We start from the raw sequence: 14,066 nt of genomic DNA, 5'->3' as shown, positions 1-14,066 counted from the left end.
AATCTTTTTAGTGCGTGAGATGAGAATTGAACGTCGAAAATCGCAGTCTTGACGTTTTTGGTTCGTTTTTGCGTCAAGGAAAAAATGAATGTAAAATCCTTTTTATCACATGAGTATTAATCAAAGCTTATCATTTAGCTGTCATTCTGAGCCTGTCTCAGAATCGCATCCAATATATCATTTCGAGATATCGAGAAATCTTTTGTCACTTTTTTTAGTCAAAAAAACTAACGAAAAAAGACTTGTCTTTGATTTTCGACGGTCAAAATTAGTTTCAGCCATTGAATGTTTTAAATCATTTGCTACGCAAACAGTAAAACATTTTAACCATGACTTTCAACTTTTTGACACTCGTCTCCAAATCATATGACATTTTTATGATCCTTTTTTCTAATTCAGATTCGTTATCACTTTTAACAATGGATTTTAGAGACGACATACGATTTGCAGACGAGTTTCAATCCATTGAAACAAGCGTAAAAAAGATTAGTGAGCGATATGTTTACGTAATAAGTTTTACGTTTTTATTCTTTTTTCAATATTGATATCTCAAAACCTCATCCTTAATCTGAAAACATACTACTTAATACATAATACATTTTACATAATACATAATACATTTCACAAATCGAAAATCTAACATCTACATCCTTAGCAATCATTCCCCTTCATCACCTACCAATTTCGTTCACAGCTCGCCAGGTTTCAATCACTTAAAGCTATTCAGTCTACATTCGAATTGTTGCTGAACCAAGTCAAATAAAGTTTAATTTAATCACGTTATTCATTCTACTCATTTCAACTATACAACTATCATTTCGGGTGGAATTCTGAAAGAATTTTGTATCGAGAAAAAAGGTTTTGACGTAATTCAAAATAAGAATAAACATTAAAAAAATTTAACTTAAGAATTCGTATTATTATATCGTTCAGCAAAATAGGATTATCAGATTATAAATAACCTTATTATATAAAATATTGTAACATCTTCTAAATCTGATTTTTAGAATCGAAAAATAAATATTATTCTTTAATCAATGCTAAATTATCACTCTTTAATTTTATTTTCAACCAGTTATGCAATAGATTTTCATCAATTTCTTGTTCTGAATGATATATCACTATTGGTTTTGCTTTTAAACTATCACTATAATGTTGAATAATCCCAAAATAAACATAACGTATTGAAGGAAACAAGGATTTTATTTCACGTTCAGTAGTAGCATCTCCAATTTTTTTTTGTTCTATTTGTGTTTTTAATTGTTGTATTTGTAAATCTTTTTCTGTTACGTTTAGCTGATTTTTATTTATTTCACTTAATATTTCTTGTTTTAAATCACTATTATTTTGTCGAACAACTAAAGTTGTATTTTCTAAACCAAAATCCGCTAGCTTATTATTAAATTCTTTTATTTGTAAACTATCATATTTCTCTGTTAAAAATGCAAGTTCAATACGTTTTGGATTTGATCTAAAGTTTACATTTTTATAAATAATAGTTTTACCTTTCAACTGAAACTCTTTTTGGATAAATGTATTTACGTTTTGTGTATATCTTTTTTCTTGTAATAGATTATAGGCTAGATAGAAGCTAGGTAAAATTAATAAAGACATCAAAACAGTTATAGTTAGTCGTACTTTTTTGTCTAGTGCAGGGTTTTGGGTTTGTATTGGCTTATATTTCAAATATTTCAATACCAAAAATGTAGATAAGGCAATAAAAAAACAATTTATACTATATAAATATAATGCACCCGCTAAAAACTTAAAGTTGAGAGTTGCTAAACCAAAACCTGCTGTACACAATGGTGGCATTAATGCAGTAGCTATTGCTACCCCTGGTATTGGGTTACCTTTCTCAATTCTTGTTATTGATATAGCTCCTACGACACCTCCAAAAAAAGCAATTAGGACATCATAAATTGTAGGCGATGTTCTGGCTAATATTTCTGACTCTACTTCTTTAAATGGGCTTAAATAAAAATATAAACACGAAACTACCAATCCAGCTAATGTTGCAATAAACAAATTCTTAGTAGATCGCTTTAATAGGGTAAAATCATAAGTTGCTAATGCAAAACCAGAACCTACAATTGGTCCCATTAAAGGTGAAATTAACATAGCTCCTATAATAACTGCTGTTGAATTAACATTTAAACCTATTGAAGCTATCAAAATAGCACATGCTAAAATCCATAAATTTGCTCCTTTAAATGAGATATTACTTTGTACATCCTCTTTGACCTTATTCTTATCTTCTTCTCCAATATGTAGATTGAGCAATTTGTATATTCTATTCATAGACATTTTATTGATATTAATTGTCGTACTTCATCACTACGTAGGCATTAAATATAATTATTTTAGTTTTGATTTTAGTATTTAATAAGGTGTTTTTACTTTAAATGAATATCAAGTCTATTTAGATTATAAAATTTTTCTCATTCCCCTAATTTTTGATTTAGATCGGGATCATTAGTATAGCTTAAAAGTTGATAGAACTCTTTTTTTATCAGTTAAATGAGATGGTTCAATTTTTCCATTTAACCAAGGTCTTCCTACTTTTATAAACCGGTGTCTCATTCTTAAATCTTAAACATACCAATGAAATTTTGATTGAAATTCATGTCCGTTATCTGTTTGAATTGTATTAATTCTGAAAGGAAATTTATCTACAACATAATTTATGAAATCAATTGAACTTAATTGATTGTGCTTTTCATAGATTTTAAGCGCTCTAATTCGTGTAGCATCATCAATTGCTGTATATTGAAATCTCTTGATTTTATGGCCATTTGCATCTTGAAAAATTAGAAATTTAACATCAACCTGTACATGATGACCTGGTGTTTCTTTTTCATATCGAATACTATGCATAGCTCTTCTAGTTGCCTTTCTGTCTAATCGACCTACATTATTGCGTTTTAGAATACGATAAACACTTGATTCTGATATTAAAATATCATGATAACGTTCTAAATACCATTTAATTCGCCAAGTCCCTAATTTATGTTCTTTTCGAAGTTCTAATACTTTATTTACAACTTCTTGCTTAATTTGATTTGGAAAAGTACGAGGTGTTGTTTTCTTTCTAAGTAAACCTTCTTCTCCATGTTCATCATATGCCTTTTTCCATTTATAACTACATTTTGTTATCTGATCAAATAATCGAGAATTAAAAATTCGAGTAAGTATTATTAATTTATTTTACTACTTTTTCTCAAAATCAAGTAGCCTAATACTCCAGCAATTAAAGATGTTAATAAAACGGCTAATTTAGCTTCATCAATTAATATTTCACTATTAAATGATAAATTAGATATAAATATAGACATCGTAAAACCGATACCAGCTAATAATCCTACACCTAAAATATGGTTTAAATTACTCCCTTCTGGTAACTGACCAATGCCAAATCTTGAGCAAATAATGGAACTTAATACAATACCTATTGGTTTACCAACTAATAAACCTAATAAAATACCTAATCCTAAAGGAGAGCTTAATCCTTCAAGCATCTCGTTATAAATAGTTATATTAGTATTAGCAAATGCAAAAATTGGAATAATAATAAAGTTTACAGGCTTTACTAAGGCATGTTCTAATCGTTCTAATGGCGATTCTTGATCAGTATTATTTGTTGGTAAAGTCATTGCTACTAATACACCTGCTATTGTAGCATGTATACCCGAATGATGTACAAAATACCATATAAATATTCCTGGAATCAAATATAAATAAGGATTCTCAACGTTTAATCTATTCATTAACACTAATACTCCTAGGCCTACACCCGCATACATTAAATACACTAAGTCTATACCTGATGAATAAAATAAAGCTATCACTAAAATAGCTATCAGATCATCCACTATAGCTAATGCAGCCAAAAAAATCTTTAAACTTATCGGAATCCTTTTGTCTAACAATGATATAACTGCTAATGCAAATGCAATATCTGTAGCCATAGGAATTCCCCATCCACCTGAAGTATCCAAACCTATATTAAAATATATATATATTAACGCAGGCACTATCGCACCACCCATTGCTGCTAAAATAGGAAGAATAGCTTTTTTAGGTGATGATAGTTCACCTTCTACAATTTCTCTTTTTATTTCTAGACCTACAAGTAAGAAAAAAATAGCCATTAATCCATCATTAATCCACATGCTTGTACTATACTTTAAATGAATCCAACTATTTTCGACTCCAAATTCATAAGATAATACACTTTTTAATGTGTCACTTAAAGATGAATTAGCTATAATTAAAGAAATCAGTACGCATAAAAAAAGGAGGAAACCTCCAAAATTACTCGACTTAATAAATTCTTTGAATATTTTTAAATTGATAGAACTAGCCATAATTTAACTTTTATTATTTTAGAGCAAGATAATAAAAAATATGCAACTTCATAAATTGGCTTTCATTGGGTAAAATATCGTCATCTCATACTAACATTTCTGGCAATAAAAAAGTTATATTCTAAAAACAACTAAACCTTAACATAATTTCTAAAGCAATTCATCAATAAATCCCCATTTTGAGTGGAATTCTAAAAGAATTTTGTATCGAGAAAAAGGTTTTCAAATAATCTGGTTAAAATAAGATCACCTTATATAGAACAATTCTAAAACTCATCAAAAATGAGATGTTTTTCAAAAAAATAAGTTCTATTTTTAAAAAATGAGTAGAATTAACAAAAATTGGTCTGTTTTTTCTAAAAATAGGTATTGACTTGCTCAATAACTTCTCTGAACTTTGTATAGCATTAACCGTTAACCCTTTACCGTTAACCGTAAAACACAAAAACATGAGAAAAGTAACTCCTATTTTACAAACACTCATTTGCTACCTTTTTATTGTTTTATTTGTCTATGCAGCAGTCAGTAAGCTTATCGATTTTGAGACTTTTCAAACGCAATTGGGACAATCACCCTTATTAGCTAGTTATGCGATTCCTATTTCGTATGGAATTATTGCTATAGAACTTGTAACAGCAATCTTTTTGATGTTTGAACGGTTCCGAGCATTCGCTTTACAGATTTCACTTTTCTTAATGGTGATGTTCACGACCTATATTATCATTATTCTACATTTCACGGCATTTACTCCTTGTTCATGTGGTGGTGTTTTAGAAAAATTGGGATGGACAGAACATCTCATTTTTAATGGTGTATTTGTAGGATTGGCTTTAATTGGCGTTAGAATAACAAACATCTCTCAAACATGGAGAGGTTATGTAATTCAACAATTCTTTCTTATTTTAATTGGAATTGTTAGTGTAACCATTTTATATGGTTTATCAGAAAAGAAATCTCAGTATAACAATGCGTTTACGCGTAAATACATTCCGCATTTAGCCGAAAAACAAACTACTTTCGACTTAGAATCAACTGGTTATTATATAGCAGGAATTGATAGTTGTTATCTCTATTTAGCCAATACAGAAACACCATTATTTCTTAAAAGATATGATTATCTCGCTAATCAAATGAAGGATATAAAACTAGAAATTGAGCAATATAACCTGCCTTATAAAAGAGTGATTGCTTATGTACAAACACCTTATTTTTATTTAGGAGACGGTTCGGTTGGCATTTTATTTCGAGGTAAAATTGATGATTGGAAAGCAAATACCATTTCTAAAGGAGATATATATTATAATCAATTTGTGGTAGCAGATTCTTCTAAGTTTGGGATAGCAACTTATAGTACCAAAGTAAAAGCAAATGTATTGGGATTGTTATCAGAGCATCAACTACAACTTAACTATGGCAGTCTAGAAAAACAACTTGACGGTACATTTGAGTCAGACGGTACATTACTATGGAATTCCCAATTAAAAAAGTTTATCTATGTCTATTACTACAAAAATCAGTACCTCGAATTTGAAGCTGAATTAGCTGAAATGAAAACAGGAAATACCATTGATACTATTTCTAAAGTTCAGATCGATGTAGCCTATTATAAAAAAACACAACAATATAAGCTAGGACCACAAACCTTACTTGTAAACAAATTAGCCTCTACTTATGGTAATCAACTCTATATATCGACTGATCGACTAGGCAATTTCGAACAAAAAATAGAAGGTACAAGTGTCATAGATCAATATGATTTGGTGAACAAAAGCTATACTCATAGCTTTTACCTCTACCATTCACCTAAAAATCAACTTAGAAATTTCACCATTTACAAAAACAAAATATTTGCGATTGTAGATCATGAACTTTATATCTATAACAAAAGAAAATAAATCGTTGCGCAACGCAGGGGATGACTGAAAACCTGTACAATAGAGTAAGTCACCACATTAAAATTATACAAAATGAAAACAAATTTTCTAAAAAAAGCGCTACCAATCGGGGTAGGAATGATGGCTGTTGCTTTTGCATTTGCCACTGAAAGTAAATCTTCTCAAAATAGTGAAGAAGAAGCTATGACAGGATATATTTACAATTCTGCAACAAATCATTGTGATGACGTAAAAGTTGAATGTTCAACAACAATTGGATTACCTTGTACTGTGAACGAAAATGGAATTGAAAAAGATGTTTTTGAATTGAGAGATTTATCAGAAACTTCGTGTAGTATTCCACTATATCGTCAATAATATTTAAGTCTAATTTAAATAGGAACGGAGCATCTGCTCCGTTCTTTTATTTTAAATACGTATCAAACCAATTTTTTATTTTAGTGGATAAAAATTGTTGATTGGTTTTATTTTTTAAGGTATGTCCTTCATGATCAAATAAAAGTAATTCGGCTTTTTTTCCTAATCGTTTTATTCCCATAAAAAAATACACACTTTGGTACCAATTTACATTATAGTCTTCTTTGCCTGTCCATATTAAAACTGGTATTTGTAATTCTTCTATATGATAAAGAGGCGAGTTTCTGAAATATTTATCTTTTAAATTATATAAACTATCACCCATTCTTAATTGGTAATTTTCTAATCGCCATAATTGATCTGACTGATTATCTATATTATAATCATGGTAATAACTAATCAAATCGGTTATAGCTGAACCAACAACTGTTGTTTTGAAAAATGTTGATTGTGTAGAAATAAAGGCTGTTTCATACCCACCAAATGAATGTCCAATTAAACCAATTCTTTTTTGATCAATTGTCGATAGTTCTACAGCTTTTTTTACGGCATTTTCTACACTTACCAAAGCAGATCTGCCCGGGTTTCCAATTTCATATTCTATATCGGGTAACAAAACAAAATAGCCATCTAATACATAGTCCATGAAATTAAATCCGATAGGTGAATTTTTAGATGGTAAAGTAAATTCGTTTACTTTAAACGAATTCTTTTCATAAATGTACACAACCATAGGATATGTTTTAGTTGAATCGTACTGAGAAGGGTATAAAAGAGCTCCATTCATCACGTTTCCATTTATAGATGTATAGTTTATATTTTTAGAAAAACCTAAGTCGTATTCACTTAGCTTAGAGTTGCTTTGGTAAATAATACGCGTTGTATGATTAGTTGAAAGTTCATGAATTGAAGGTGATTCATTGTATTTTGCTTTTCTGTAATACAATTTATTTTTGTTGCTATCACTGTAAATTGGATTGATTTCGGCATCCGTACTAAATGAGTGTATGACTTTTCCTTTTTTTAAGATGGCAATTCCATGTGACTGATCATCTTTATGAAGCTTAAGAACGAGCGGTTTATTCATGTCAATACGACGATTTGATGAGTTCGTTAAATTAATAGATACCAAACGATTGTGTTCTTCTTCTTGTTCTCCAAAGGTAATTTGCTTTACTTCATTTTTATCTATACTAAATTGCCACAAATCATAGGTTGACGTTAGTAGAATAAATTTTCCATCCTCTGACCAATAGGGCTGATCAAAAGGTGGTTTGTCAGTTTCTGCTTTAGTTCTATCATAAAAAACTTGAGAAAGAACTGTTGTTAACTTCTTATGTGTTTGCTTTTTTACATCATACAAATTCCAATGCTTCGTTTTAAAATAAGCAATGTACTCCCCATTTGGTGAAACAGAAATAAAATTAGGATTGGTATACAGACTATCGATTATTTTATATGATTTTTTTGATTGATAATCATTTAAATAAACATCTGCAATTTCAAAATATCTATATTGTGGTTCATATTGTTTTCTATCAAATGTCAAGGCAAAGTGGATATTACTATTAAGTGCGAATTGGTTTCCTTTTATTTCCGTAACAGAATCGTATTCATCAACAGTCCAAATAAACCGTTTATAACCATCTTTTTGTTTCATTAATTGTTCTTTGGGATAGATCCACGTATCGTTGGTAGACCACTTTTCAATTCCTTTTAAAGAATCTTCGGTACTTTTTTCATTTAGTTGAAATTCAATATACTTTCCATCCGCTAATACACGAATAGATTCATCCATAAAATGATAAGAAGGATTTATTTTCAACCAATCTTCTACATTGATGAAATTCAGCCTTTTTGTTTGGAATGCATAACGAACTATTTTTCTCTTTTCATTTTCATTTTCAAGAAATGAAAAATACTGTCCATTTTTACTCCAATTATTTAGAGGAGATCGATCATTAAAAATGTACGTGCCTATATCACTTGATAGCTGATCAATAGCCTCTAATTTTGAGCTATAAAAACCAACTGTTTTTCCATCCTTAGAAAGAATTGCTAATGTAGATGAAGCAGGGCTCCAACTAAAGTTGGAAACATTATGTTTTGTAACAAATTTTTCCGTCTTGGTATCAAATAGCGTCAAAACATCATCAGTTGTTAAATAAGCAAGCTGTTGATTGGTCGAATCAAATTCTACTTTTCTAATTGGTTTATTCAACACAAGAACGCTTTTCAAATTTCTTAAATCGATTATTTCAAGTTTGCTTTCACTTAAAAGGATTGCAAAATGTTCGTTATTAGAAAATAAACTCTTTTTTGTATTTTCTCTTTCTATTACATTTGAGGTTGAAGGATGAAATAATCGAATGATATTCTTACCTGAGAAGAACTCAGAGGTTTCAATCCAATTTCCGTTAGTGCTAATATCACGAATTGTTGTATTAGTAGACCATATACTGTCTAAATCGTGTGTATATGTTTTCTTATTTATCTCTTGACCAAAGACGTTGTAGGTCGAGAGAACAAATCCCAACAGGATGAGGAATATTATTTTACTTATTTTTTCCATTGGTACTAATTCTGATGTTTGTATGAATGGCTTTTATGATGTTGTATTGTATACTACAACTTCTTAATAGCCTTTGTTTTGCGGTAATAGATTTGGATTAATTAAGAGTTTGGCTTCTGGAATTGGTAATAATACGTCAGTTGCTTTCCAATTTGTTTTTATGGGATTTAAGACTTGATCTGCCAAATTCCATCGTTTCAAATCAAACCAACGATGGCCATGCTCTGTAAAAAATTCATGTTGACGTTCCGTTACAATAGCTTCAAAAATATCTTGAGAAGATGAAGTTGTGATAGGTGTTAATCCAGCTCTATTTCGAATACTATTTATATCCCCTTTTGCTCCATTCAAGTTGCCTAATCTCATTCGTGCTTCAGCTCGAATTAAAACCTGTTCAGCAAGTCTAAAAACAATGGTATATTCTTTACTTGTTGTTGTCACATACTTCTCTTTGTATTTGAAGGGCATTACCCAATTTTTCCCATTAGTAGTAATTTGTTTTGTCCACTGTTGTTTTCTCAAATCAGTTGGCTCAAAAGATTCAAATAGTTGAGGGGATAAAGATGCATTAGGAGGAGGACCAGCTTCAAAAATGTAAATACTACCTTCATTAGAATTACCACCATCAGCTTTGGCTTTTAATTGGAATAGTGTAGAACGACTTTCTTTCAAAAACTCTTTATTCAACTCATTCTCTAACTGAAATTTACCTGAATTGATCAATTCTGTTGATTCTCTTTCAGCTTTTTCCCATTTCTCCTGGTAGATGTATAGACGTGCTAATAATGCTGTAACATTATATTTGTTCGCCCTAAGGTTACTTGTAACTGACGTAAGCTCACTTAATTGTTGTTTTGATTCAATAAGATCTTCTTCAATTTTAAGAAGTATATTTTGATGATTTGTTTTTGAACTTTTCTGATTAATGGTATAATCTGTTGTTGTAATAAATGGAATATCTCCAAATAAATTGGTTAAATAGAAATAAGTTAACGAGCGAATAAATACAGCTTCCGCTTTGTATTGTTTCTTTTGCTCATAGGTCAATCCTTTTGATTTTTCTACACCTTCTATTACCGCATTGCATTCGTATATTACTTTAAAGGAACTTGTCCAAACCTCTTTCACACCACTATTTGTAGGGATAATTTGATGTTTGTAAAATAAATCTGCAACACTATTAGGAGCAGCATAGCTATCCAGCTCGTCTGAATAAATTCCCATGTAAAAACCAGCACTAGATAAATTACCAGCTATTAAGCTATTATCACGTAATAATGCATATAAAGTGGTAACGGCGGCTTGTGCCGTTTGGTTATTTTCAAATACATCTGTTTGGTTCAATTGCCCTTTTGGAGAATCTAATTCCACAAAATTCTCACAACTTATTATCGTATTTCCTATTAGGAAAACGAATAAAGAATAGCTTACTATGTTTTGATATTTTTTCATAATTGTGTCATTAAAAATTAGCTTTAAATCCTATCGAAATTCTTCTCAAAGGAGGAAGAAAACCAGTTGTCTGTTCTGGATCACCGTATTTATACTTACTCCATGTCCATAGGTTCTGACCTTGCGCATAAATCACATATTGATTGGACTGATTTTTACTTAGAGGAAGTTTATAAGACAATGACACGTTTTTCAATCGAATAAAAGAGGTATCGGTTACCATCGCATCACTATTATTAAAGTTAGAATAAGCAACTGTCGCTGCGGAATTAGAGCCACTTGAATAATTCTGAATTACCCCATTTGGAAACTGATTTAATACAGAAGCAGGCTGATTATACATTGTACCCGGCATAGTAGTCCCATAGAATTCATTAAATCCTTTTTTCTTGACAAATTGAAAAAAGAGCACGATATTAAAGTTTTCATAGGAAACAGAATTGGAGAAACCCCCATAAAAAGAAGGATCTAATGATACAACTTGTTGTTTATCTTCTATGGCAGTTATCTTTCCATCACCATTATAATCTGTAAACTCATACAAACCAGTTGTTGGATTTATCCCTTGCAGATGATACATTTTCTTGCTGTTCAATGATTTTCCAATCACATACATATTTGCATAGGAGGTGTTTTCTAAACCATCAAATGCCACCAATCTATTTTTAGGAATAGTAAGATTAAAAGAAGTTGACCAGTTGAATTTAGCAGATTTTATAGGAACAACTTGTAAATCCATTTCCCAACCTTTATTTTCTACAACAGCATTCAAATTTGCTTGTATAGAGGTAAAACCTGCTATAGCGGGTAAACTATAGCCAACCAATTGGTTGCTTGATCGGTTTTGATAATAATTCAGTGTTAGGTTAATTCTATTTTTTAGGAATGCGGTTTCTAAAGCAAATTCCAACTTTTTATTTTTCTCCCACGAAAAATCAGGATTATATAAACGTGCTGTTGTCAATAGTATATTCCCATCATATCCATTTTGACTGATGTTATAGGTGTTTAGGTATTGATAATCTCCAATCTGATCATTTCCTGTTACCCCGTAGCTTCCTCGTAATTTCCCAAAACTTAACCATGATACGTCACGTAGAAAACTTTCTTTCGAAAAAAGCCAAGCGGCACCAATAGCACCAAAATTTGCAAATCGATGATTAGGACCAAATCGACTCGATCCATCTCGTCGTCCTGTCAAGTTAACGAAGTATTTTTCGTGTAGATTATAATTTACTCTTCCATACAGAGCAGCATATTTATATTGCTCTTCAGTATCCTTGTATATCGTCACATTTTTAGCAGCGCTTAAAACATTCATTAACTGGTTGTCTGTAAAACCATTTGCCATAATCACCAACTTAGTTGTTGTTTGGCTATTCAAAGTCCCCCCAATTAATACGCTTAATTTACTCGAAGCAGTTAAATTAAAATTAGCATCCAATTGTGGTTCTATTAACCACCCTTCATGTTGCCCAGAATTTTTAGTCATGTTAGATTGTTGACTTGTAGCACCAAAAGCAGGATTGCGAATGGTATGTGGATTAAGTTGACTATCATCCAAATCTGATCGATTGTATCCTACATTAGATCGTAAAACAATATTATCCATCAACAGATAACTTGTATTCAGATTTGTATTTAGATTACGTGTATTATTGCGGTAACTTGCATTGAGTGCCGCAAGTGGGTTTGTCCAAGTATTGTTTTCCCAATTTAAGCTACCATCTTCATTAAACAACCTCGGAGCATTTGGAACAAGTGTCCTTGCAGTTCTGGTTAAATCTTGTGTAGGCAAATAGTTTTTATCCTGTCCATAATTAGTGGTCCATTGCAATTTTAGTTTGTTATTCGCTGTTTTATGGTTTAATGTCGAAAAAAAACTGAATTTATTGTATGCGAAATTACCATAGAAAACAGAAGTTTCTTTCATGACATTAGCACCTATCATAAAATTAGTTTGCTCATTCCCACCATTTATAGACGTACGAATGTTATGATTGAAAGCTGTATTCCCAATAAGTAGTTTTTGCCAATCTGTATATCTGGTCATATCCCATGTTCCATTTATGTCGTAGGCTGTCGTAGGATACGTCGTTACACCATCATTCGCAAAGGCTTTTTTCCTTATATCTAGATATTGTTCGGTAGTAAGTAGTTTAGGAAACTTAGTAGGGTTAATAACACTGGTAGACGCATCTATAGAAATACTTGTTTTTGTTGCTTTGCCCTTCTTAGTGGTAATCAATAGCACACCATTTGCTCCCCGTGATCCATAAATAGCAGTAGCATCAGCATCTTTCAAAACTTCGATAGATTTGATAGATTGTGGATCGATATAATTTAAAGGATTTATAGTTGACCCATAAAAGATTTGTGCAGAAGTAGAAGTATCTCCCATCGAATTGGTATCAAATGGAACACCGTCTACAATAAATAGAGGATTATTTCCCGCAGCGATACTATTTTGTCCCCTTATCCTAATGGTATAACCACCTCCAGCCACTCCAGAAGTTGGTGTAATCTCTAAACCAGGAACACGACCTTGCAATGCATCTAAAACAGAATTAACGGGCTGATTCTCTATTTCCTTTGCGGTAACACGAGTAATAGACCCTGTTCGTTCTTTGTCTTTTACAGCATAATACCCCGCATTTATCACCACATCTTTTAGTTGAATTTCATCATCTTCTTTTGTGAAACTTACATTTATCACGCTTCTATTCAATACCTCTTCTTCTCGAATAGGAAAATCCAATTGCTCAAAAATTAGTTTAGCATCATCCTGTTGTAAGGTCAATGAATACTGTCCATTTACATCGGTAAATGTGGAGTTATCGGTTCCTTCCTCTTTTACCATTACGCCCACTAGCGGGACTTGAAGTTCTTTTACCGTTCCAGTCACGGTTTTTCCTGTTTGTGCTAATAAAGGTGTTGCACAAAACAATCCCAATAGCACACTTATTGTATGCCTATTGAGTTTAAAGTAAAATATTTTCATAATTTTACATAGTTTTTTAATTCAACATTTAGTTTTAAAAGCCTCTCCTTTTCCTGTACATCGCGCCAACTTTGTTTTGGGGAAAGGGGTTTTGTTTTTACGTTTGACGTGATACGCTTAACGTTTTACATTTTTTTTCTTATTAATATTCAAATCCTTTTTTAACAACGAATTTATAAACCGTCATTGCTGAAAAGTCGAGTGTCAATTCGGCGTAAAGAGCGTTAAAAATGATTTATGTTCGCATTTCATATGCGAATGTTCTAAAGCATTTAGCGAATAGCCGTTATTGACCGATTTGTAAGCATTATACCTAAGCTCCACTGGAGCTTCTCCTTTTAATTTCAAATGTTTTTTCATCAAGACTTCCCCAAAGGGTATATGAATTCATTCGAAAACAATAATAACTCATGAATAAAAAA

At 31.2% G+C, this 14,066-nt stretch carries 7 protein-coding genes and 2 pseudogenes; 2 read left to right on the top strand and 7 right to left on the bottom strand.

The genetic code is table 11. From position 1 onward, the window contains the following. Positions 1 to 1,023 precede the first annotated feature (1,023 nt). The 4 genes and pseudogenes from B4L98_RS03875 to nhaA all read right to left on the bottom strand — a co-directional run bounded on the left by B4L98_RS03875 (position 1,024) and on the right by nhaA (position 4,367). Positions 1,024 to 2,301, bottom strand: coding sequence for a DUF389 domain-containing protein (locus tag B4L98_RS03875; RefSeq protein ID WP_038337098.1), 1,278 nt, complete (start codon positions 2,299 to 2,301; stop codon positions 1,024 to 1,026). Between the two features lie 143 nt (positions 2,302 to 2,444). Then, positions 2,445 to 2,982, bottom strand: a pseudogene (locus B4L98_RS14680) (IS481 family transposase); the annotation flags it as partial. A gap of 3 nt (positions 2,983 to 2,985) precedes the next feature. Then, positions 2,986 to 3,156 (bottom strand): annotated as a pseudogene (locus B4L98_RS14675) (hypothetical protein); the annotation flags it as partial. 41 nt (positions 3,157 to 3,197) lie between these two features. Then, a complete protein-coding gene (gene nhaA / locus B4L98_RS03865) occupies positions 3,198 to 4,367 on the bottom strand; it encodes a Na+/H+ antiporter NhaA (RefSeq protein ID WP_038337095.1) in 1,170 nt (389 codons plus the stop codon). 449 nt (positions 4,368 to 4,816) lie between these two features. On the opposite strand from nhaA, the gene B4L98_RS03860 reads away from it, so the two are divergent. Together B4L98_RS03860 and B4L98_RS03855 are read left to right on the top strand one after the other, a co-directional pair. Further along, positions 4,817 to 6,262, top strand: a complete 1,446-nt coding sequence (locus B4L98_RS03860; protein WP_349679428.1) for a DoxX family protein — start codon at positions 4,817 to 4,819, stop codon at positions 6,260 to 6,262. Between the two features lie 72 nt (positions 6,263 to 6,334). Beyond that, positions 6,335 to 6,619, top strand: a complete 285-nt coding sequence (locus B4L98_RS03855; protein WP_291073113.1) for a DUF6520 family protein — start codon at positions 6,335 to 6,337, stop codon at positions 6,617 to 6,619. Positions 6,620 to 6,665: 46 nt separating this feature from the next. Here B4L98_RS03855 and B4L98_RS03850 read toward each other — a convergent pair whose 3' ends face one another. The 3 genes from B4L98_RS03850 to B4L98_RS03840 form a co-directional block, all read right to left on the bottom strand. Further along, positions 6,666 to 9,191: a prolyl oligopeptidase family serine peptidase gene (locus tag B4L98_RS03850; protein ID WP_291077588.1), complete on the bottom strand. Its 2,526-nt coding sequence runs from the start codon at positions 9,189 to 9,191 to the stop codon at positions 6,666 to 6,668. A gap of 63 nt (positions 9,192 to 9,254) precedes the next feature. Continuing rightward, entirely contained in the window at positions 9,255 to 10,562 is a 1,308-nt protein-coding gene (locus tag B4L98_RS03845; RefSeq protein ID WP_291077586.1) for a RagB/SusD family nutrient uptake outer membrane protein, read from the bottom strand. Positions 10,563 to 10,653: 91 nt separating this feature from the next. Then, positions 10,654 to 13,644 carry a SusC/RagA family TonB-linked outer membrane protein gene (locus B4L98_RS03840; protein ID WP_291077584.1) on the bottom strand — a complete coding sequence of 997 codons (2,991 nt, stop codon included), beginning with the start codon at positions 13,642 to 13,644 and terminating at the stop codon, positions 10,654 to 10,656. Positions 13,645 to 14,066: the final 422 nt, after the last annotated feature.

It is taken from the genome of Empedobacter sp. UBA5528 (genome assembly GCF_002426075.1).
GTDB classification, from domain to species: domain Bacteria; phylum Bacteroidota; class Bacteroidia; order Flavobacteriales; family Weeksellaceae; genus Empedobacter; species Empedobacter falsenii_B.
This window is presented reverse-complemented; position numbering and strand designations above follow the sequence as displayed.